Raw genomic sequence first — 21,432 nt, forward strand, 5'->3', positions numbered from 1 at the left:
GCGGCCAGGCCATCCGCTACGAGGTGGACTGGGACAGCTTCGCCGACGACCTGGAGGCGCTGAACTTCGTCGACAACCTGTCGTGCCACCGCCTGAACATGGCGCTGCGGGTGATCTGCCTCGACGACATGGGCAAGGAGGCCGTGCGCGAAGGACTCACCCTGGTGAAGTTGCGCAACGTCAAGTCCAAGGCCGACATGGCGATGCGCTTCGAAGGCGGCGTGCTCGAGATGGCCTGTGCCTACGCGTTGCGCACCGAGGGCATGCATGGCGACAACGAGATCCGCCAGCTGCTGCTTTCGCGGCTGTGAGGCCGAACCCGCTTCAACCCCGATCCCTCTTGAAAGAACGAGACATGAACACTTCGATGACGACGACGCGTTGGGCCCGCAGCATGCTGGCGGGCGCGACCCTGTGTGCCGCGGCCGGCCTGGCCCAGGCCGTGCCGGTGAACTACCACGAGAACGTGGATGGCGACCTCGCCGAACTGGCCGGCCAGACCCAGGTCCTGCAGCTCGACCTGGGCAGCAACACGATCAGCGGCCACCAGTGGTTCGATGCCAGCACGGCCACGCTGTCCTACGACTTCGACAGCTACCGCTTCGTGGTGCCGCAGGGCATGAAGGTCACCGGCATCTCGCTGATGACGCAGCTGACCGACACCATCGGCAACCCGGCGCAGACGCTCTACGCGGACACCTTCATCGACACCTGGCCGGTGATCAGCGTCGTCGCGCACGAAAAGATGCGGGTGATGGACCCGTCCAATCCGATCGCCGGTTCGCTGCAGGCAGGCGCGCCCATCGGCGAGGGCACCTACCTGTTGTTCCAGGGCCAGCTGGGCGGCATCAACTGGGGCCAGGCGGCCGCCTGGGACTACGCCTGGACCATCGACGTGGCCAATGTGCCCGAGCCGGGCTCGGTCGCGCTGGTGGGCGTGGCGCTGGCCGGCCTGGCCGCCGCGGCGCGCCGGCGCCGCGCCGCTGCCTCAGCCTGAGTCGGTCTCAGCGCTTGGTGCCGCTGCCGGGGAAGCCCGGCATGCCGGGGAACAGGCCGCCGGCCTTCATGCTGTCCTGCATCTGCTCGAACAGGTGCTTGCTCTGCTCGAGGTAGTTGCCCATCAGGCCCTGCATCAGCGGCGCCTGGCCGGTCAGGAACTGCGACCACATCTCGGGCGTGAAGCTCTTGGGGTCGTACAGGCCCTTGGTCTGCTCGGCGAAGCGTCCCTGCAGGTCGACGAAGGTCTGCAGGTTCTTCTCGAGGTAGGAGCCCATCAGCCCCTGCATCGCATGGCCGTAGAAGCGGATGATCTGGGCCAGCATCTGCGTGCTGAACATCGGCACGCCGCCGGTTTCTTCCTCGAGGATGATCTGCAGCAGGATGCTGCGGGTCAGGTCTTCGGCAGTCTTGGCGTCGCGCACCTCGAAGGTCTCGCCATCGAGCACCATGCGCTTGACGTCGGCCAGCGTGATGTAGCTGCTGGTCTGCGTGTCGTAGAGGCGGCGGTTCGGGTACTTCTTGAGCACGCGCGGGCCGCTGGCAGCGGCCCCTTCAGCACCGCCTGGGGCGGTGCTGCGGCGGGAGGAGGGCATCGCGGAAAACTCCTTGTGCAGTGCGAAAAGATTCTAAGGAGCGTGCTCGCCACCACCCGGCAGGGCTTACCCGGGCGCTGATGGTGGCACGCCGGCCGCCGCGAAGCGGAAGCCGACCTGCGTTTCAATCAAGGGCACCGGGTAGGGCATGCGGCTGCGCCAGCCGCGCCAGCCGGTCGCGGGCAGGCCCGCTCGTTGCAGGGCCCGGGCCAGCAGCGCGGCATGGTCGGGCAGCCCGGCCAGGGCCCAGCCGCTCTCGCCCGCAGGCAGCTGCTCGATGCGCGCCACCAGGTTCACGCGGCGCAGGCTCGGCAGCGCGGGGTCGATCTGCAGCGCCGGCGTGCCGCTGGGCCCGGGCAGGTAGTGGCCCAGTTCGGCCTGCGCATCGGGCCACAGGCCACCGGCGACGAAGACCTCGCGCACCACCGTGCGGCACGGCGTGTGCAGCATGTAGTTGCGCAAGGTGCGGTAGGGCGCACCGGGCTCCCGCGGTGCGGCGCCGTACACGCGCAGCGCGGTGCTCAGCCGCGGCGGCAGCGTGGCGGTGTCCGCGCCGATCACGAAGGTGGTCAGCAGGCCCTCGTGAACCAGCTGCAGCGCCAGCCGTTCGCCGCCGTCGATGATGAACTGCGTGGCGCCGCGTGCCTCGCTGTGGCCGTCGATGTCGGCGATGCGCGGCGTGCCGGTGCCTGCGCCGGCCTCGGCGTTCAGCAGTTGCACGCTCAGCAGCGGCAGCGGCGTGCCGGGCACCACGCGCTGCAGGCCGATGCGGCGATGGATCTCTAGCACGTCAATGCAGCGGCCATCGGCCGCAGGCGATACGAACAGCGAACTGACCAGGGTGTCGCAGAAGTGGCCGAACAGGAAAGAGGTGGCCTTGAACGCGGCCTGGCGCGCGACCTGCTCGCGCCGCTCGTGCGCCACCGGGGCCTCGGTGCCGATCTGCGCGTCCAGGCCCTGGCGGCCGCCGGGCAGGCTGTCGAGCAGGACTTCGAAGCGCTCGATGGTGCGGCCCAGCGCCTTCAGGCTGCCGGCCGGCGCCTGGCCCTGCGCCTTCTCGCACAGGATGCGCAGGCCGGTGGGCGAGGGCACGGCGTGCAGGAACTCGGCGTCGCTGCCGGCGCGACAGGCTTGCACCAGGCGGCTGGCCAGGCTCTTGTCGAGCCCGATGCCGCGCGTCAGCCGCACGCCGCGTGGCGGTGTGCCGGCCAGGCGCGCCAGCAGCGGCTGCAGCTGGCCGCGCAGCTCGGTGGCCAGCGCGGCAATCGGCGGCGCGTCGGGCGACCGGGAGGAACTCACTGGCGCTGGCGCGCGATCAGCGACTGCACGGCGTAGGGCGGGCGCGGCAGCGTGCCGTTGATCGCCAGCGAGCGGCCATCGGGCGTGACGCGCGGCACGCTGAAGACATCGAGCTTGCGATGGAGGTCGTGGCCGCGGGCCTTCAGGTAGTCCATCGCATCCATCATGCCATCGGCCTCGGTCCAGACGAAGCCGACGCTGGTGGGCTTGCTGGCATTTCGCCGCGCCGAGCCGACGATGATGCGACCGTCGTCGCTGAGCCCGCTGGCATAGCTCACGCTGTTGGCGCGCGAGTCCGGCACCACGCCGAGGAAGCGGCGCTGCCACTGGCTGCCGTCCCAGGCCCACAGCGTGGCGGTCTCGCGGTAGTTGTTGGCGGGGTCGGCCGACTGGCCGACGATCAAGGTGCCGGCGCCGTTGACCGCCGCCGCTTCGCTCGGCCAGTCGGACGGGTCGAGGATCGTCTTGACGCCATTGACCCACACCGCCGCGCGCCGCGTGCCGTAGCTCGGATGCTCGTCCCAGCCGGCCAGCACCGAGCCGTCGGCGCTGGCGCCGTCGATGCGGCTGGAATAGCCGTCGCTGCCCATGTCGACCATCTGCGTGGCAGCGGTCCACACCGTGCCATGCGCCGAGCCGCCGCTCTGGCCCGGGCGCCAGAACAGGCCGGTGACCACCTGGCCGTTGCGCGACATGCCGAACACGCCGCTGTCCTGCTGGTCCATCACGCCGCCGCCGGGCGGCAGGGGCGGCGCCAGCTGCTGCCAGCCGCCCTGCACGGTCCAGCGGCCGAAGGTGGCGACGCTGCCGCTGTCGTCGAGCACGGTCGAGCCGATGGTCTTGCCGTCACCGGAGATCGCCGGCATGCCCGAGATGATCGACAGCGTGCTGAAGGTGCCGCGTCCCAGCGGCTGCAGGCCGTCGCGCAGGGACCAGCGGAAGGTCTGGTAGTCGGCGTAGAGCTGGCCGGTGGCGGCCAGGCCGTCGTCGGACAGGCCGGTGATGTAGCCGGGGCCGACCGGCAGCAGCGCCAGCGCTGGCTGTTGCGCGGCGGCGCACAGCGGCAGCAGGGCGGCCAGCGCCACGGCGCGGCGCAACAGAGGCATGGGATTCAGCGGCATCGGGGCAGCTCCGTCAGGCGTGGAGGAAGGGGTGCGGCGACTCTAGACGTCCTTCATAACAACTTCAAGAGTTCTCTCAGAGAAAATTGGCGAGAACGCGGGGGAGGCTTTTCCCCAGGGCCGCTCGCCAGGCTGCCCGGCGTGTGGCCGAGCGCGGACGGGCCCCGTTGGGGCCCCGTGGGGCGCCTCGGGGCGCCTCGGGGGGGCGATGTCGCGGACAATCGCGCGATGGACCCGATTTCCCCTGCACCGCCGCCCAAGGTGGGCTTTGTCTCGCTCGGCTGCCCGAAGGCGCTGACCGATTCCGAATTGATCCTCACGCAACTCAGCGCCGAGGGCTACCAGACCAGCAAGAGCTTCGCCGGTGCCGACCTGGTGATCGTCAACACCTGCGGCTTCATCGACGACGCGGTGAAGGAAAGCCTGGACACCATCGGCGAGGCGCTGGCCGAGAACGGCCGCGTCATCGTCACCGGCTGCCTCGGCGCGCGCCAGGGCGAGGGCGGCGCGAACCTGGTGCGCAGCATCCACCCGAAGGTGCTGGCCGTCACCGGCCCGCATGCCACGCAGGAGGTGATGGACGCGGTGCACCAGCATGCGCCGAAGCCGCACGACCCGTTCGTGGACCTGGTGCCCGAGGCCAGAGCGGAGTTTCGCGGGGTGGCCGGCATCAAGCTCACGCCGAAGCACTACGCCTACCTGAAGATCAGCGAGGGCTGCAACCACCGCTGCACCTTCTGCATCATCCCCAGCATGCGCGGCGACCTGGTGTCGCGGCCGGTGGGCGACGTGCTGGCCGAGGCGCGCGCGCTGTTCGAATCGGGCGTGAAGGAACTGCTGGTGGTCAGCCAGGACACCAGCGCCTATGGCGTCGACCTGAAATACCGCACCGGCTTCTTCGACGGCAAGCCGGTGAAGACGCGCATGGTCGAGCTGTGCGCCGAGCTGGCGAAGCTGGCCGAGCCCTTCGGCGCCTGGGTGCGGCTGCACTACGTGTATCCGTACCCGCATGTCGACGAGGTGCTGCCGCTGATGGCCGAAGGCCGCGTGCTGCCCTACCTGGACGTGCCGTTCCAGCATTCGCACCCCGATGTGCTCAAGCGCATGAAGCGCCCGGCCAGCGGCGAGCGCAACCTCGAGCGCCTGCAGAAGTGGCGCGAGGCCTGCCCCGAGCTGATCGTGCGCTCGACCTTCATCGCCGGCTTCCCGGGCGAGACCGAGGCAGAGTTCCAGCACCTGCTCGACTTCGTGCGCGAGGCGCAGATCGACCGTGCCGGCTGCTTCGCCTACTCGCCGGTGGCCGGTGCCGCGGCCAACGACTTGCCGGGCGCGCTGCCGGCCGAAGTGCGCGAAGAGCGCCGCGCGCGCTTCATGGCGGTGGCCGAGGCGGTCTCCACGGCGCGGCTGCAGCGCCGCGTGGGCGCGACGATGCAGGTGCTGGTCGACCGCGCGCCGGCGCTGGGCCGCAAGGGCGGCGTCGGCCGCAGCTATGCCGATGCGCCGGAGATCGACGGCACCGTGCGCCTGCTGCCGCCCGAGAAGGCCTCGAAGACCTTGAAGGTGGGTGAATTCACCAAAGCCCGCATCGTGGCCACCGAGGGCCACGACCTGATCGGCCAGCCGATCTGACCGACCGGACCGAACGACGATGAGCGACGACCTGAGCACCGGCCTGATCCACCATGCCTACGAACCGCCGGCCGGCTTCGGCGCGGTGATGCCGGCCATCCACAAGGCCTCGACGGTGACCTTCGCCAACGTGGCCGCGATGCGTGCGCGCAGCTGGAAGAGCAAGGCCGGCTACACCTACGGCCTGCATGGCACGCCGACCACCTTCACGCTGGAGGAGCGCATCGCCACGCTCGAGGGCGGCCGCTTCTGCGCGCTGGCGCCCAGCGGCCTGGCGGCGATCACGATGACCAACGTCGCGCTGCTGAAGCAGGGCGACGAGGTGCTGCTACCGGCCAATGTGTACGGCCCCTCGAAGGAGATGGCCCGCACGCTGCTGGCCGACTGGGGCATCACGCACCAGCTCTACGACCCGCTGGACGCGGCCGACCTGGCCGCGCGCATCACCGAGCGCACGAAGCTGGTGTGGATCGAGGCACCGGGCTCGGTGACGATGGAGTTCCCCGACCTGGCCGGCCTGGTGGCCGCGGCCCGGGCGCGTGGCGTGACCACGGCGCTGGACAACACCTGGGGCGCCGGCATCGCCTTCCGCGCCTTCGACCTGGGCCTGGACATCGTGATGCAGGCGCTGACCAAGTACCCCTCGGGCGGCGGCGACGTGCTGATGGGCTCGGTCGTCACGCGCGACGAGGCGCTGCACCAGCGCATCCTGCAGGCCCACATGCGGTTGGGGCTAGGCGTGGCCGGCAACGATGCCGAAATGCTGCTGCGCTCGCTGCCCACGCTGGCGCTGCGCTACCACGCGCAGGACGCGGCAGGTCGGCAGCTGGCGCAATTCCTGGCAGCCCAGCCGCGCGTGGCGCGCGTGCTGCATCCGGCGCTCGAAGGCTCGCCCGGGCATGCGCACTGGCGTGCCAGCTGCAGCGCGGCAGCGGGGCTGTTCTCGGTGCTGCTGGACCCGGGCTTGAGTCAGGCCCAGGTGGATGCCTTCTGCGATGGCCTGCGACTTTTTGAACTCGGCTACTCCTGGGCCGGTCCGGTGAGCCTGGTCGTGCCCTACGATCTGGCTTCGATGCGCAGCGGGGTCGGCGAGCTGAAGGGCCATCTGGTGCGCTTTTCCGTCGGCCTGGAGGCGGTTGCCGACCTGCAGGCCGACCTGGCCCAGGCCTTGCGGCATCTGGGTTGAGGCGCAAGAATCCGAGCCCGCGCATGTCCACCGACACCACCGTCCTGCTGAAGACCGAAGAGGTCACGCTGTTCCGCGAGCTGGCGGATGCGGGCAAGCGCCGCTCCTGCCTCATCCTGTACAGCGGCACCGAGACGGGCAAGCGCTTCGTGCTCGATTCGCATGCCATGACCATCGGCCGCCTGGCCGAGACCGAGATCTACATCGACAGCCCCAGCGTCAGCCGCCGGCATGCCGAGCTGGCGATCTCGCCCGACACGGTGACCATCCGCGATCTCGGTTCGTCCAACGGCACGCATGTCAACGACCAGCGCATCGAAGGCACGGTGGTGCTGAAGGACGGTGACCTGATCCGCCTGGGCAAGGTGTTCCTGAAGTTCTACGAGCACGAGAGCCTGGACGCGCTGCTGCACGACCGCATCTACCGCATGGCCACCGTCGATGCCGGCACCGAGATCTTCAACCGCCAGTACCTGACCGACGTGCTCAAGAGCGAGCTGAAGATCGCGCGCCTGACGATGCGGCCGCTGTCGGTCATCTACTACGACCTGGACCACTTCAAGCAGGTCAACGACAGCTACGGCCACGGCGCCGGCGACCTGGTGCTGAAGGAAAGCGCCAACGTCGTCAAGCAGGTGGTGCGCAAGCAGGACGTGCTGGGCCGGCTGGGGGGCGAGGAGTTCATCGTCGTGCTGCCCGGCACCGCGCTGGCCGAGGCCGTCGACCTGGCCGAGCGCATCCGCGCCGCGGTCGAGGGCCATGGCTTCGCGCTGGCCTTCCAGGGGCAGGCGGAACGCACCGAGCTCACGCACCGGCAGACCATCTCGCTGGGCGTGGCGCAGATCGGCCCCGAGGTGAAGGACGTGAGCGGCATGCTCGACCTGGCCGACCAGGCGCTCTACCGCGCCAAGCGCGGCGGGCGCAACCGCGTCAGCGTCTGAAGCGGAAGCGGCGAGCCCCTTGCCATCCTGGCCAAATTAGCCAATTTGGCTCATTTGGCCGCCGCGCCCTAAAATGGTCTCAACTTCCGAGGCCTTGCCATGACCGCCGAACTGCGCCAGCTCGACCAATTGCCGCGCCAGAACGCCACGCAGGTGAAGAACCGCTGGGGCGAGGTGGTGCGGCTGGTGCGGCAGTCCGGCAGCGTGGCCATCACCAACCACGCCCAGGTCGAGATGGTGCTGCTGCCCGCGGCCACCTACGAGCAGGTGGCGCAGCAGCTGCAGGCGCTGAAGGTGCAGCGGCAATCGCAGCTGGACGAACTGGCGCAGCGCTTCGAGCAGCGCCTGGCCGCGCTGCAGCAGCCCGAGGCGCCGGCGCAGGTGGACGCGCTGTTCGCCGCCCGGGGCCGCCTGAGCGGTCCGGCCGCCGGCAAGGCCGCGCGCCGGCCCAAGGCGGGCGCCTCGTTCTGACGCGCGGCCGCTGATGGCACGCCGCTGATGGCTCGCCGCACGGCGCGCGCGGCGCGGCCCTTCATCCTGGTGCTGGCTGGCGTCAATGGCGCCGGCAAGAGCTCGGTCGCCGGTGCGATGCTGGCGGCGCAGGGCCTGGCCTGGTTCAACCCCGACACGCTGGCGCGCGAGCTGGTCGCCGAGCTGGGCCTGGACGGCACCGAGGCCAATGCCCGCGCCTGGACCATCGGCCGCGACCGGCTCGAGGCCGCGCTGCGCGAAGGGCGCAACCATGCCTTCGAGACCACGCTGGGCGCCAGCACCATCCCCGAGCTGCTGGTGCAGGCCGCCAGGACGCACGACGTGATGATGCTGTTCTGCGGCCTGGCCTCGGCCGAGCTGCACCTGCAGCGCGTGAAGCAGCGCGTCGCGCAGGGCGGGCACGACATTCCCGAGGCCAAGATCCGCGAGCGCTGGATGAGCTCGCGCGCCAACCTCGTGCGCCTGCTGCCGCACCTGGCGCGCCTGCAGGTGTTCGACAACAGCGCGCAGGTGGCGCTCGGCAAGCCGATTCCCGATCCGCTGCTGGTGCTGGAGATGGCCCGCGGCCGGGTGCTGCACCCGGCGCCGGGCGACGCCGCCGCACTGGCCGCGACGCCGGCCTGGGCCCGGCCGGTCGTGCAGGCGGCGTTCGAACTGGACGCCGCCCGCTGAAGCGGCGGGCGTTCAGCCCTTGGGCTCGTCCTCGCCGACCGAGCCGGTCAGCAGCGGGATCGTGCCTTCCTTCGCACCGAGCAGGCCGGTGCGCAGGTAGATGCCCAGCTTCTCCCGCGTGTCCTGGATGTCCAGGTTGCGCATCGTCAGCTGGCCAATGCGGTCGGCCGGCGTGAAGGCACCTTCCACCTTTTCCATCGACAGCCGCTCGGGCGCGTAGGTGAGGTTGGGGCTCTGCGTGTCGACGATGGAGTAGTCGTTGCCGCGCCGCAGCTCCAGCCACACCTCGCCGGTGACGGCGCGCGCCACCCAGCGCTGCGCGGTCTCGCGCAGCATCATGCACTGCGGGTCGAACCAGCGGCCCTGGTACAGCAGGCGGCCGAGCTTGCGGCCGTTCATGCGGTACTGCTCGATGGTGTCCTCGTTGTGGATGCCGGTGACCAGCCGTTCGTAGGCGATGTGCAGCAGCGCCATGCCCGGGGCCTCGTAGATGCCGCGGCTCTTGGCCTCGATGATGCGGTTCTCGATCTGGTCGCACATGCCCAGGCCATGGCGGCCGCCGATGCGGTTGGCTTCCTCGAACAGCGCCACCGTGTTCGGGAACGTCATGCCGTTGATCGCCACCGGCTGGCCTTCCTCGAAGCGCACCGACACGGTCTCGGGCTTCACCGCCACGTCCTCGCGCCAGAAGGCCACGCCCATGATCGGGTTGACGATGCTGATGCCCTTGTTCAGGAACTCCAGGTCCTTGGCCTCGTGCGTGGCGCCGAGCATGTTGCTGTCGGTCGAGTAGGCCTTCTCGACGCTCATCTTGTAGTCGAAGCCGTTGGCGATGAGGTACTCGCTCATCTCCTTGCGGCCGCCGAGCTCGTCGATGAAGCGCTGGTCCAGCCAGGGCTTGTAGATGCGCAGCGCCGGGTTCGCGAGCAGGCCGTAGCGGTAGAAGCGCTCGATGTCGTTGCCCTTGTAGGTGCTGCCATCGCCCCAGATGTTGACGTTGTCTTCCTTCATCGCCACCACCAGCGCGGTGCCGGTGACGGCGCGGCCCAGCGGCGTGGTGTTGAAGTAGGTGGCGCCGCCGGTGGAGATGTGGAAGGCGTTGCACTGGATGGCGGCAATGCCTTCGGCCACCAGCTGCGGGCGGCAGTCGACCAGTCGCGCAATTTCAGCGCCGTAGGCCTTGGCCTTGCGGGGGATGTCGTCGTAGTCGCTCTCGTCGGGCTGGCCCAGGTTGGCCGTGTACGCGCAGGGGATCGCGCCCTTGCTGCGGATCCAGTGCACCGCGGCGCTGGTGTCCAGGCCGCCGGAGAACGCGATGCCGACGCGCTCGCCGACAGGAAGGGAGGGAAGGATGGTCGTGCTCATGGGGCGCGATTGTCGCAGCAGCGCCTGGCCACCGAGTTCGGGTACAAGGAGCCGGATGCGATCGGTTAGACCCTGGGTTCTGGCGGCCTGCCTGCTTCCGCTGCTGGCGGTGCTGCTGGCGCTGCTGCTGGCGCTCGAGCGCGCGCCGCGCGTGGCGGCGCGCGAACAGGTGTCGCCCGCCGATGTGGCGCGGGGTGTCGCGCTTGCGCGGCAGCACGACCCGCGCCGCATGCAGCCGGGCCAGCTGCGCTGGGTGGCGCTGGGCGAGCGCGATCTCGACCTGCTGCTGCACCAGGCGGCGCGGCGCTGGTTCGCGGCCCGCACCCGCGTGCAGGTGCAGCCGGGCGCGCTGACGGTGCAGGCCAGCCTGCCCGCACCGCTGGGCTTTTGGGTGAACGCCGAGCTGGGCCTGCGCCAGACCGCCGGGGTGCCGGCGGTCGACCACCTGCGCATCGGCCACCTGCCGTTGCCGGGCCGCTGGGCCTTGCCGCTGCTGCGCTTCGCGGCGGCACGCCACGGCGTGCCCCCCGAAGCCTGGCGGGCGACCGACGGGCTGGAGCAGGTGCTGCTGTTCCAGGGCCGGCTGCTGGCCAGTTACCGCATCGGGCCGCAGACCCTGAACCAGCTGCGCAGCGCCTTGCTGCCGCCGGACGAGCGCTTGCGGCTCAAGGCCCATGCCGAGCAACTGGCGGCGATCACGCGCGCCTGGCAGAGCGACAGTGCGTCGCTGGCCGACCTGCTGCCGCCGCTGATCCGCCTGGCCGCCGAGCGCAGCGCCACGGCCGATGGCGACGCCGCGGCCGAGAACCGCGCGGCCCTGCTGGTGCTGGCGGCCTATGCACTGCAGCAGCCGCTGGCCGACTGGCTGCCGGAAGCGGCAGGCTGGGCGCGGCCGAAGCGCCTGCGCATCAGCCTGCAGCAGCGAGAGGACTTCCCGCTGCACTTCCTGGTCTCGGCGGTCATCGCCGCCGAGGCCGGCACGCCGCTGGCCGACGCGGTGGGCACCTGGAAGGAGCTGGCCGATGCGCGTCGTGGCGGCAGCGGCTTCAGCTACCAGGACCTGGTGGCCGACCGCGCCGGCGTGCGCTTCGGCGAGCAGGCGGTGCGCGCGCCTGCGCAGCTGCAGGCCCGGGTGGCGGCCGGCCTCAGCGATGCCGGGCTGATGCCGCCCGCCGCCGACCTGCCCGAGTTCATGCCCGAGGACGCGTACCTGGCGCGCTATGGCGGCCCGCAGGGCGCCGGCCACCTGCGCATGGTGGCCGAGATCGAGTCCCGGCTCGACCGGCTGCCACTGTACCGCTGAGGGGTGTCAGGCCCGGCGCCGGGGCAGCAGCCCCAGCACCAGCGAGGTACCGGCGATGATCACCAGCCCGCCCAGCACCATGGCCGGGGTGATCGCCTCGTCGAGCAGCCAGCCGCCCCAGACCACCGCAAACACCGGCACCAGGAAGGTCACCGAGGCCGCGTTGGTCGGGCCGATGCGCGCGATCAGGCGGAAATACAGCACGTAGGCCAGGCCCGAGCTGAGCAGGGCCGCGGCGATGGCGGCGGCCCAGGGCCCGGCGCCGGGCGGCACGGTGGGCCACTGCTTCCAGGCCAGCGGCGCGAGGACCAGCGCCGCGGCGCCCTGGCTGCCAGCCGCCAGCGCCATCGCCGGCACGCCGGTGAGCTGCCGCTTCGTGAAGCTGGCTGAAAAGCCGTACAGCAGCGTGCCGGCCAGGCAGGCCACGATGGCCAGCAGCACCGCCAGGTCGACGCCGCTGCCGCGCAACCCGGCCTTGTGCCAGGCCAGTCCCAGCACGCCGGCAAAGCCCAGCGCCAGGCCCAGCAGGCGCCAGCGGGTCATCGCCTCCTTCAGCCAGGCCCAGGCAAAGGTCGCGCTGGTCAGCGGCGTGGCGGCATTGAAGATCGCGGCGAGGCCGGCGGTGATGGACAGCGTGGCGTAGCCGAAGCAGATGAAGGGCAGGGCCGAGTTCGTCGTGCCCACCACCAGCAGCGGGCGCCAGTGCCGCCGCAGCGCGCCGAACTCGCCGCGCCAGGCCAGCAGCGGCAGCAGCATCAGCGCCGCGCCGGCCACGCGCACGAAGGCCAGCGCCACCGGCCCGAAGGCCGGTACGGCAATGCGCATGAACAGGAAGGACGCGCCCCAGATGGCCGCCAGCAGGATCAGGTCCAGCGTGTCGCGTGCTTTCATGGGAGGGTCACGCCCTCATGCGTCAACAAGGCCCGCTTGCGATCCAGCCCGCCGGCATAGCCGGTGAGCGAGCCGTCGCGGCCCAGCACGCGGTGGCAGGGCACCAGCACCGACACCGGGTTTCGCCCGACGGCGGCGCCCACCGCGCGCACCGCATGCGCCTGGCCGCTGCGTTCGGCCAGCTCGGCATAGCTGCGGGTCTGGCCCGCGCGCAGCTTCAGAAGTTCCTGCCAGACGACCCGCTGGAACGGCGTGCCCTGCAGGTCGAACGGCAAGGGTTCGTCGATGTCATGACCCTTGAAGTACGCGTCCAGGGCGCGCGCCGCGGCCTGCAGCCAGCGCTGCTCGGGATTGTCGGGCGCGTCCAGCGGACCGGGATGGTGGCGCTGGCCGTCGAACCACAGGCCGGCCAGGCCACGCTCGGTGGCGGCCGCGGTCATGGTGCCGAGCGGGGTGGCGATGCGCGCCTGCGCGCTCAGGTGGGTGGGTTTCATGTCGTGGGTTCCAGGTTGAGCCAGAGTTTCATCACCGCATAGGCGCGCCAGGGCCGCCAGGCTTCGGCCAGCTCGGTGCCGAGTTTCGCGTCGCGCGTGCTGAGCGCGTTGAGGATGCCGATGTCGCTGGCCGGCCAGGCATCGGGCCAGGCCAGCGCGCGCATCGCGATCAGCTGCGCGCTCCAGTCGCCGATGCCGGGCAGCGCCAGCAGCGCCTCCAGCGTGGGCTGCAGCGGTGCGGCGCGGTGCAGCGCGAGCCTGCCCTCGGCCACGGCCGCGGCCAGCGCCTGCAGCGCGCGCACCCGCTGGCGCACGATGCCGAGCTTGCCGATCACCTCGGGGTCGGCCCCGGCCAGCACCTCGGCCGACGGGAACAGCCGGTGCAGCGATGCGAACGGCGTCTCGATCGGCTGGCCGAAGCGCTCGACCAGCCGCCGGGTCAGCGTGCGCGCCGCGGCCACCGTGACCTGCTGGCCGAGGATCACCCGCACCGCGATCTCGAAGCCGTCGAGCCCGCTTGGCAGCCGGACGCCGGCGCGCTCGCCACCCGGCACCGCGGCCAGCACCGGGTCGATCTGGGCCGGGTCGGCATCCAGGTCCAGGCACTGGCGCAGCCGTTGCGCCACCGCACCGAGCGCCGGGGCCAGCGCAGGCGCCACGCTCAGCCGCAGCTCGTGGCGATCCGGCACGAAACGAGCCTCGACCCAGCCGGCGACCCACTGGCCGCGGTGCTGCAGCGCGAGCGTTCGGCGCAGCGCCAGGCCTTCGACCGCCTCGACGCCCTCGATCGCGCGGTTCGCGAAGAAGCGCAGCACGCCGTCCAGGTCGTAGGGCGGGCGGTAGGCCAGGCGCAGCGTGGGCACCGCATCGCCCGGCGTTCCCTGGCCGCCTTCGCGGCGCAGCGCACTCGGGCTCATCCGATAACGCTCGATGAACGCGGCATTGAAGCGGCGCAGGCTGCCGAAGCCGGTGGCCAGCGCCACCTGCGTCACCGGCAGCTGCGTGTCGGTCAGCAGCTGCTTGGCCAGCAGCAGGCGCTGCGTCGTGAGGTAGTCGATCGGTGTCACGCCATGCGCCTGCGCGAAGATGCGGCGCAGGTGGCGGTCGGTCACGCCCAGCCGCGCCGCCACCTCGGGCAGGGCCAGGTCGAGCCCGTCGTGCGCGGCCTGCGACAGCATCAGCGCCGCCTGCTGTGCCAGGACCTGGGAGGAGTCCATCAGCGACAGGCCCGGCGCCATCTCGGGCCGGCAGCGCAGGCAGGGCCGGAACCCCTGCGACTCGGCCAGCGCGGCATTCGGGAAGAAGCGGCAGTTCTCGCGCCGCGGCATGCGCACCCGGCACACCGGACGGCAGTAGATGCCGGTGGAGGTGACGCCGACGAACAGCCGCCCGTCGAAGCGGGCGTCGTGCGCGGTGATCACGCGGTAGGCGGCGTCGTCTTGCAGCATCATGCCGGCGATCATAGGCAGCCGGCCGGCGCTGACTCGCCGTTTTCGGACCTGTTCCTGGTGTGCCTGCGGCCAGCGTGCTGGCAGCAGGCCTACATGGCCTTGAAGCGATGCACGTAGGCGCGGCTGACGGGCAGCTCGCCGTCCCAGCCCTGCAGGCGCAGCCACAGCCGGCTGGCGTCGTCGCGGCGGGCGCTGGCCAGCCGTTCGACGTTGATCACCGTCGAGCGGTGCACCTGCCAGAAGCGCTCGCCGTCCAGCTGCTGCGCCAGTTCCTGGATCGGCGTGCGGATCAGGTGCTCGGCTGTCGCGGTGCGGACCAGCGTGTACTTGTCCTCGGCGCGGAAGAACAGCACCTGCCCGACGTCGATCTGATGCACCAGGTCGCCCTGGCTGGCGCGAATCCAGCGCAGTGGCGCCGTCGTCGCCGGCGCCTCGGGGCCCAGGCGGCGCAGCGTCGTCGCCAGGCCCTCGCCTTCGTCGGTGCCCTGGGCCAGGGCCTGCTGCAGCCGCTGCACCGTGCGGGCCAGGCGCTCGCTGCCGACCGGCTTGAGCACGTAGTCGAGCGCGGCCTGCTCGAAGGCCTCGATCGCGTACTGGTCGTAGGCGGTGACGAACACCACCCGCGTGCGGCCTTCGATGCCCTCGGCCACCTCCAGGCCGCTGAGGCCGGGCATCTGGATGTCGAGGAACGCGATGTCGGGCTGCAGTGCGCCGATGCGCTCGGCGGCCTCGACCCCGTTGCGCGCGCTGTGCACGATGCGCAGGCCGGGCCACAGCGTGGCCAGCTGGGCCTGCAGCGCGTGGGCCAGGTGCGGTTCGTCGTCGGCGATCAGGGCGGTGGCATGCATCGGCAGGGGCGTCATGGGGGGGTGTCGATCGGCAGGCGCAGCGTGGCGCGCGTGCCCGGGTTCAGCGCGTCGAGCGACAGGCTGGCCTGGGCGCCGTACAGCGTCTGCAGGCGTTCGCGCAGGTTGGCCAGCGCCAGGCCATGGCCCTTGCGCCGGCGGGCCGCGGCGGCGGCCAGGCCCTGGCCATCGTCGCTCACTTCGAGCACCAGCGTGCGGCCTTCGGCGCGGGCCTTCACCTGCACCCGGCCGCCTTCGAGCTTGGGCTCCAGGCCGTGGTGCACCGCGTTTTCCACCAGCGGCTGCAGCAGCAGCGCGGGCATCGGCGCGTCGGCCAGCGCCGGGTCGTGCTCGATGCTGAAGGCCAGGCGCTCCTCCATGCGCGACTTCAGCACGGCCAGGTAGGCCTGGGCCAGGCCGATCTCGCGCACCAGCGTGCTCTGTCCGCCGCGCAGCGAGCCGAGGCTGGCGCGCAGGTAGTCGGTGAAGGACTCCAGCATCGCGCGCGCCTTCGGCGCATCGGCCTCGATCAGCGCGGCCACGTTGGCCAGCGTGTTGAACAGGAAATGCGGCTCGATCTGGCCCTGCAGCAGGCGCAGCTGGGCTTCGGCCGCGCGCTGTTCGGCTTCGGCCTGGCGCGACCGGGCATTGAAGATCAGGAAGAAGATCGTGCAGATCAGCACCGAGAGCAGCAGGCTCGCCACCAGCGCGTGCGTATCGCGCAGGTCGAACCACACGCGCTCACCCTGGCCGGAGAGGAGCACGCCGATCGGTGCGCCCACGGCCACCCCGAGCATCGGGACGCCGGAGAAGAACACCGCGCGCCGCGCCGGGCTCCAGCGCGCGATGCGCGCGGCGCCGAACAGCCGCAGCAGCAGGACGAACAGCAGTCGAATCGCCAGCCCGACGCAGGCGGCGATGACGAAGTTGACGGCATAGACCTGCAGCCAGCGCAGCCCGTTGTGCCCGTCGCCGGGACTGCCGCCGTTCAGCGCGAAGGCGATGACGGTGAACGCCAGCGCCATCGCCGCGGTGATCGCCAGCGTGCGGCGCCAGGGCCAGGGTTCCAGACTGCGCAGCGTGGTCATGCGGACAAGTTTAGGAAGCCGGCGGCATCCGCTGGCGCCGCGTGCGACGAATCGCCAGCCGGGGCGCCGGATCGACAGGCTCCTAGAATGACCGTTCATTCTTCCCAAGCAACGGCTGCCCCATGCAAGTGAAAGCTTCGAACTTCAAGGCCTACGACATCCGTGGGGTCGTCGGCGCCGGCTTCGACGAGACCTTTGCCGAGCACCTGGGGCGTGCGTTCGGCAGCGAGGCGGTGGCCGCCGGCGAGAAGGCCGTGGTGGTGGGGCGCGACGGTCGCATGTCGGGCCCGGGCCTGGTGGCCGCGCTGGTCCGCGGCCTGGTGTCCACCGGGCTCGATGTCGTCGATCTCGGACCCGTGACCACGCCAATGCTGTACTACGTGGCCGCCACGCGGGCCAAGCACGGCTGCACCAGCGGCATCCAGGTCACCGGCAGCCACAACCCGAAGGACTACAACGGCTTCAAGATGGTGCTCTCGGGCAAGGCCATCTATGGCGAGGCGATCCAGCGGCTGCGCCAGCGCATGGAGGCGGAGGACTACGCCCGCGGCCGCGGCCGCAGCGCGACGATGGACATCTTCGCCGAGTACCGCCAGCGCATCGTCGGCGACGTGAAGCTGGCGCGGCCGATGAAGATCGTCGTCGACTGCGGCAACGGCATCCCGGGTGCCAGCGCGCCGGCCATCCTGAAGGCGCTGGGCTGCGAGGTGATCGACCTGTACTCGAAGGTCGACGGAGACTTCCCGAACCACCACCCCGACCCCAGCAAGCCCGAGAACCTGCAGGACCTGATCAAGGTGGTGCATGCCACCGAGGCCGAACTGGGCATCGCCTTCGACGGCGACGGCGACCGCCTGGGCCTGGTCACGCGCGACGGCAACATCATCTACCCCGACCGCCAGCTGATGCTGCTGGTGCGCGACGTGCTCGCGCGCCATCGCGGCGCCACCGTCATCTACGACGTCAAGTGCAGCCAGCGCCTGACCGAGGTGATCCGCGCCGCCGGCGGCAAGCCGCTGATGTACAAGACCGGGCATTCGCTGATCAAGGCCAAGCTGGCCGAGATCGGCGGGCCGATAGCGGGTGAAATGAGCGGCCACATCTTCATCGGCGAGCGCTGGTACGGCTTCGACGACGCGATGTACACCGCCGCCCGGGTGCTCGAGATCCTGTCGCGCAGCGCCGACCCGAGCGCGGTGCTGAACGCGCTGCCCACGGCCTACAACACGCCCGAGCTGAACGTGCCCTGCGCCGAAGGCGAGCCCGCCCGGGTGGTGCAGGCGCTGCTGGAGAAGGCCAGCTTCCCCGGTGCCGAGCTGGTGACGATCGACGGCCTGCGCGCCGACTACCCGGACGGCTTCGGCCTGATCCGCGCCTCCAACACCACGCCGGTGCTGGTGCTGCGCTTCGAGGGCCACACGCCCGAGGCGCTGCACCGGATCGAAACCGACTTCATGGCCGCCCTGCGCTCGGTGAAGCCCGACGCGCAGGTGGCGCAGGCGGCGCATTGAGGCTTGACCGGTTGCCGCGGCAGGCCGCTGCCGGGGCGATGAATCGAAGGCGATGACGCCTGTCATGCACCGCGTGGCGCGCGGGCTGTACGCGCTGCTGCTGTTGCTGGGCCTGCCGCTGTACCTGTACCGGCTGTGGCGCCGCGGTGCCCGCGAGCCGCTGTACCGCCAGCGCTGGAACGAGCGCCTGGGCTGGTACTCGGGCAGCGTGGCGCCCGGGGCCTTGTGGCTGCACGCGGTGTCTCTCGGCGAGACGCGCGCCGCGGCCGCGCTGATCGACGCGCTGCGCCAGCAGCAGCCCGGCCTGCGCCTGCTGCTCACGCATGGCACCGCCACCGGCCGCCAGGCCGGCAAGGCGCTGCTGCGCGAGGGCGACCTGCAGGCCTGGCTGCCCTACGACACCCCGGGCGCGGCGCACCGCTTCCTGCGCCACTACCGGCCCAGCATCGGCGTGCTGATGGAAACCGAGGTCTGGCCCAGCCTGATGCGCGAGGCCGAGCGCCTGGGCGTGCCGATGGTGCTGGCCAATGCACGGCTCTCCGAGCGCAGCGCCCGGCGCGGCCGCCGCCTGGCCGCGCTGATGCACCCGGCCGCACGGCGCCTGACGCTGGTGCTGGCGCAGACGCCCGACGATGGCGGCCGGCTGCGCGCCGCCGGTGCGCCGCAGGTGATGGTGGGCGGCAACCTGAAGTACGACATGACGCCCAACCCCAAGCTGCTGGCGCGCGGGCTGCAGTGGCGGCAGGGCCTGTCGCGCCCGGTGGTGCTGGCAGCCAGCACGCGCGAAGGGGAAGAGCAGGCGCTGCTGGCGGTATGGCACCAGCTGCCGCAGCCGCGGCCGCTGCTGGTGATCGTGCCGCGGCATCCGCAGCGCTTCGACGAAGTGGCCGCACTGGTGCTGGCGCAGGGCCTGACGCTGGCGCGCCGGCACGAGTGGGCCGAGACGCCGCCGGATGCCGCCGCGCAGGCCGACGTCTGGCTGGGCGACACGCTGGGCGAGATGCCGCTGTACTACGCGCTGGCCGACGTGGCGCTGCTCGGTGGCAGCTTCGAGAAGCTGGGCGGCCAGAACCTGATCGAGGCCGCGGCCTGCGGCTGCCCGGTGGTGATGGGGCCGCACACCTTCAACTTCGCGCAGGCGGCCGAGCTGTCACTCGCCGCACGCGCCTCGGTGCGGGTCGAGGACATCGCCGCCGGCGTGGCGGCGGCGCTGGCACTGGCGCAGGACCCGCAGCGCAACGAATGGGTGCAGCGCGCCTTCGACTTCGCCGCTTCGCACCGCGGCGCGGCGCAGCTGATGGCGCAGCACGTGCTGGCGCTGCGCCCGCGCGACTGAGGGATCAGCGCGCCAGCAGCGCGTCGACGGCCTGGACGTCCTGCGGGCTCAGCTGGCCCGCGGCCTGGCGCAGCTTCAGCGAGGTGACGATGGTGTCGTGGCGGGCCTTGGAGAGGTCGCGCTGGGCGTTGAAGAGCTGCGTCTGCGCGTTCAGCACGTCCAGGTTCACCCGCACGCCGACCTTGTAGCCCAGCTGCGTGGCTTCCAGCGCCAGCTTGTTCGACGCTTCGGCGGCTTCCAGCGCCTTGGCCTGCGCCTGCAGCGACTGCGTGCTGTAGAAGGCCTGGCGCGTGCCCTGGGCCACGCTGCGGCGGGCGTTCTCGAGGTCGTTGCGCGCCTTGTCTTCCAGCACCACGGTTTCCTTGATGCGGGCGTCCAGCGAGCCGCCGGCGAACAGCGTGTAACTGGCCTGCACACCGATCTGCGCCGACTTGGTGGTACCGGGCCTGCCGCCCGAGGCGATCACGCCGCTGCCGCTGGCGTAGGTGCCACTGACACCGCCCACCAGGTCCACGGTCGGCAGCGTGGCGGCGCGTGCCAGTTCCGTGTCGAGCTTGGCCACGTCATAACCCAGGCGCGCCTTGCGGATCGAGGGGTGCGAGCCATCGGCCATCGTCACCCATTCCTCGGCATTCGACGGCGACACCGTCGGCAAGGTGATCGGCACGGCCAGCGGCTTGGGCGTCACATTGGCCTGGCCCACCAACTGGTCGAGCGCAATGCGCTTGGTCCGCAGGTCGTTCTCGGCGGCGATCTCGGAAGCGACGGCGCCGTCATAGCGGGCCTGGGCCTCGCGGGTGTCGGTGATGGTCGCGGTACCGACCTCGAAGTTGCGCTTGGCCGAGGCCAGCTGCTCGGCAATCGCCTTCTTGTTGGCCGAGGCGGCCGACAGCGCGTCCTGTGCGGTCAGCTCGTCGAAATAGGCCTGGGCCAGGCGCACGATCAGGTCCTGCTCGGCGGTGGCCAGGTCGGCCTGGGCGATCTCGTCGGCGCGTTTCGCCTGCTCCAGCGAAACCGCATTGGTGCGATTGAACAGCGGGTACTTGGCCTGCAGCTCGAGCTTCTGCGTGGTGGTGCCCAGCGTGCCGACCGGCCCCGCCGGATCGGACTCGGCGCGGTTGGCCGAGCCGTTCAGGCTGGCGCTGGGCAGCAGCGAGCCTTCGGCACGCGCCACCTTGTACTTCGTCGAATCGGCCTGCGCCCGCGCGGCCAGCACCGGCGCATCGTAGTTGCGCGCAATCTCGTACAGCTCCTTCAGGCTCTGCGCCTGGGCCGAGGCGGCGCCCAGCATGCCGATCGCCAGTGCCAGGAGGTGCAGGCGCGGAGTCAGGGGTCGCAGGTTCAGGCTGGGCATGAAGGGGTTCCTCGCGGGGGTATGCGTTGTGGAAAGACGGGCGGCTCGCTTTGTACGCGGCGGGCCGCCTTCAGGACAAGCCGCTTGCGACGCACTGCCGGCAAAACGCCTTGGGTGCGCGCAAACCGCGGATGGATTGCATGCGCGGTGCGGATCAGAAGGTGAATCGCGTCGGGGCTTCGAAGCCCTGCAGCGCCGGCACGACGGTGTCGAACAGCGCGACGGTGTCGAACTGGCGTTCGGCCGTGCGGGTGATCTTCACCGCGCGCATCACCGGCTCGCCGCCGACGATGCCGACCAGCCGGCCGCCGACCTTCAGCTGGTCCAGCAGCGCCTGCGGCACCACGGCCACCGAGCCGGACAGCATGATCACGTCGAACGGCGCCTCGCCGGGCAGGCCCTTCGAGCCATCGGCCTGGCGCACGCTGGCATTGGCCACGCCGGCGCGGCGCAGGTTGTCGCTGGCCATCTTCACCAGCGCCGGTTCCAGTTCCAGCGAGACCACGCTCTGCGCACGGTGCGCCAGCAGGGCGGCCATGAAGCCCGAGCCGGCGCCGATCTCGAGCACGCGCTCGTGGCGCTGCACATGGGCTTCCTGCAGCAGCCGGGCCTCGACGCGCGGCGCCAGCATGCACTGGCCGGCGGGCAGCGGCACCTCGGTGTCGACGAAGGCCAGCGCCTTGTACGCCGGCGGCACGAAGTCTTCGCGGCGCACCATGGCCAGCAGGGAAAGAATGCCGCTGTCCAGCACATCCCAGGGGCGGATCTGCTGCTCGATCATGTTGAAGCGGGCCTGTTCGACGTTCATGGCTCGGGGGTCCTACGCAGTTCGTTCTTGGAAAACCGCAAATTCTAGGGGCGG

General features: G+C 71.1%; 21 protein-coding genes. 10 read left to right on the top strand and 11 right to left on the bottom strand.

Translation table 11 applies throughout. The annotated features are described in order from the left end of the window. Window positions 1–311, top strand: a 311-nt coding sequence (locus tag ACILR4_RS14430) for a hypothetical protein (protein WP_395701563.1), incomplete at its 5' end; no start/stop codon positions are given. 44 nt (window positions 312–355) lie between these two features. After that, window positions 356–997: a PEP-CTERM sorting domain-containing protein gene (locus tag ACILR4_RS14435; RefSeq protein ID WP_395701564.1), complete on the top strand. Its 642-nt coding sequence runs from the start codon at window positions 356–358 to the stop codon at window positions 995–997. A 7-nt stretch (window positions 998–1,004) separates the two neighbouring features. Here ACILR4_RS14435 and phaR read toward each other — a convergent pair whose 3' ends face one another. The 3 genes from phaR to ACILR4_RS14450 form a co-directional block, all read right to left on the bottom strand. Continuing rightward, window positions 1,005–1,592, bottom strand: a complete 588-nt coding sequence (gene phaR / locus ACILR4_RS14440) for a polyhydroxyalkanoate synthesis repressor PhaR (RefSeq protein WP_395701565.1) — start codon at window positions 1,590–1,592, stop codon at window positions 1,005–1,007. Between the two features lie 66 nt (window positions 1,593–1,658). After that, a complete protein-coding gene (locus ACILR4_RS14445) occupies window positions 1,659–2,891 on the bottom strand; it encodes a hypothetical protein (RefSeq protein ID WP_395701566.1) in 1,233 nt (410 codons plus the stop codon). Then, entirely contained in the window at window positions 2,888–4,012 is a 1,125-nt protein-coding gene (locus ACILR4_RS14450; protein ID WP_395701567.1) for a hypothetical protein, read from the bottom strand. Before ACILR4_RS14450 ends, ACILR4_RS14445 begins: the two co-directional genes overlap by 4 nt. Before the next feature lie 228 nt (window positions 4,013–4,240). On the opposite strand from ACILR4_RS14450, the gene rimO reads away from it, so the two are divergent. The 5 genes from rimO (at window position 4,241) to ACILR4_RS14475 (ending at window position 8,932) form a co-directional block, all read left to right on the top strand. After that, entirely contained in the window at window positions 4,241–5,641 is a 1,401-nt protein-coding gene (rimO, locus tag ACILR4_RS14455) for a 30S ribosomal protein S12 methylthiotransferase RimO (protein WP_395701568.1), read from the top strand. A 19-nt stretch (window positions 5,642–5,660) separates the two neighbouring features. Continuing rightward, on the top strand, window positions 5,661–6,827 hold the full coding sequence (locus ACILR4_RS14460) for a PLP-dependent transferase (RefSeq protein ID WP_395701569.1): 1,167 nt from the start codon (window positions 5,661–5,663) through the stop codon (window positions 6,825–6,827). Between the two features lie 23 nt (window positions 6,828–6,850). Then, window positions 6,851–7,768, top strand: coding sequence for a diguanylate cyclase (locus ACILR4_RS14465; RefSeq protein ID WP_395701570.1), 918 nt, complete (start codon window positions 6,851–6,853; stop codon window positions 7,766–7,768). A gap of 99 nt (window positions 7,769–7,867) precedes the next feature. Continuing rightward, window positions 7,868–8,239, top strand: a complete 372-nt coding sequence (locus tag ACILR4_RS14470) for a type II toxin-antitoxin system prevent-host-death family antitoxin (RefSeq protein ID WP_395701571.1) — start codon at window positions 7,868–7,870, stop codon at window positions 8,237–8,239. Between the two features lie 27 nt (window positions 8,240–8,266). Continuing rightward, complete coding sequence (locus tag ACILR4_RS14475) at window positions 8,267–8,932, top strand: AAA family ATPase (protein ID WP_395701572.1); 666 nt, start codon at window positions 8,267–8,269, stop codon at window positions 8,930–8,932. Between the two features lie 12 nt (window positions 8,933–8,944). Here ACILR4_RS14475 and argG read toward each other — a convergent pair whose 3' ends face one another. After that, entirely contained in the window at window positions 8,945–10,297 is a 1,353-nt protein-coding gene (argG, locus tag ACILR4_RS14480) for an argininosuccinate synthase (protein ID WP_395701573.1), read from the bottom strand. Between the two features lie 55 nt (window positions 10,298–10,352). On the opposite strand from argG, the gene ACILR4_RS14485 reads away from it, so the two are divergent. After that, window positions 10,353–11,600 carry a hypothetical protein gene (locus ACILR4_RS14485; RefSeq protein WP_395701574.1) on the top strand — a complete coding sequence of 416 codons (1,248 nt, stop codon included), beginning with the start codon at window positions 10,353–10,355 and terminating at the stop codon, window positions 11,598–11,600. Between the two features lie 6 nt (window positions 11,601–11,606). Here ACILR4_RS14485 and ACILR4_RS14490 read toward each other — a convergent pair whose 3' ends face one another. The 5 genes from ACILR4_RS14490 to ACILR4_RS14510 all read right to left on the bottom strand — a co-directional run bounded on the left by ACILR4_RS14490 (window position 11,607) and on the right by ACILR4_RS14510 (window position 16,369). Next, window positions 11,607–12,491, bottom strand: coding sequence for a DMT family transporter (locus tag ACILR4_RS14490; protein ID WP_395701575.1), 885 nt, complete (start codon window positions 12,489–12,491; stop codon window positions 11,607–11,609). Beyond that, window positions 12,488–12,985, bottom strand: coding sequence for a methylated-DNA--[protein]-cysteine S-methyltransferase (locus ACILR4_RS14495; RefSeq protein WP_395701576.1), 498 nt, complete (start codon window positions 12,983–12,985; stop codon window positions 12,488–12,490). Before ACILR4_RS14495 ends, ACILR4_RS14490 begins: the two co-directional genes overlap by 4 nt. After that, window positions 12,982–14,436, bottom strand: a complete 1,455-nt coding sequence (locus ACILR4_RS14500; RefSeq protein ID WP_395701577.1) for an AlkA N-terminal domain-containing protein — start codon at window positions 14,434–14,436, stop codon at window positions 12,982–12,984. The genes ACILR4_RS14495 and ACILR4_RS14500 overlap by 4 nt, the downstream gene beginning before the upstream one ends. An 89-nt stretch (window positions 14,437–14,525) precedes the next feature. Continuing rightward, window positions 14,526–15,284, bottom strand: a complete 759-nt coding sequence (locus tag ACILR4_RS14505) for a LytR/AlgR family response regulator transcription factor (protein WP_395701609.1) — start codon at window positions 15,282–15,284, stop codon at window positions 14,526–14,528. Window positions 15,285–15,295: 11 nt separating this feature from the next. Further along, entirely contained in the window at window positions 15,296–16,369 is a 1,074-nt protein-coding gene (locus tag ACILR4_RS14510) for a sensor histidine kinase (RefSeq protein ID WP_395701578.1), read from the bottom strand. A gap of 122 nt (window positions 16,370–16,491) precedes the next feature. Here ACILR4_RS14510 and ACILR4_RS14515 point away from each other — a divergent pair, with 122 nt between their 5' ends. After that, complete coding sequence (locus tag ACILR4_RS14515; RefSeq protein ID WP_395701579.1) at window positions 16,492–17,880, top strand: phosphomannomutase/phosphoglucomutase; 1,389 nt, start codon at window positions 16,492–16,494, stop codon at window positions 17,878–17,880. A 52-nt stretch (window positions 17,881–17,932) separates the two neighbouring features. Beyond that, complete coding sequence (locus ACILR4_RS14520) at window positions 17,933–19,216, top strand: 3-deoxy-D-manno-octulosonic acid transferase (RefSeq protein WP_395701580.1); 1,284 nt, start codon at window positions 17,933–17,935, stop codon at window positions 19,214–19,216. Window positions 19,217–19,220: 4 nt separating this feature from the next. Here the strand turns inward: ACILR4_RS14520 and ACILR4_RS14525 are convergent, their stop codons facing one another. Together ACILR4_RS14525 and ACILR4_RS14530 are read right to left on the bottom strand one after the other, a co-directional pair. Continuing rightward, window positions 19,221–20,570: a TolC family outer membrane protein gene (locus tag ACILR4_RS14525; protein ID WP_395701581.1), complete on the bottom strand. Its 1,350-nt coding sequence runs from the start codon at window positions 20,568–20,570 to the stop codon at window positions 19,221–19,223. A gap of 154 nt (window positions 20,571–20,724) precedes the next feature. Further along, window positions 20,725–21,378 (bottom strand): protein-L-isoaspartate O-methyltransferase, encoded by a 654-nt coding sequence (locus ACILR4_RS14530; protein WP_395701582.1) that lies wholly within the window; start codon window positions 21,376–21,378, stop codon window positions 20,725–20,727. Between the last annotated feature and the right edge of the window lie 54 nt (window positions 21,379–21,432).

This window comes from Aquabacterium sp. (assembly GCF_044226965.1).
Classification (GTDB): domain Bacteria; phylum Pseudomonadota; class Gammaproteobacteria; order Burkholderiales; family Burkholderiaceae_C; genus Pseudaquabacterium.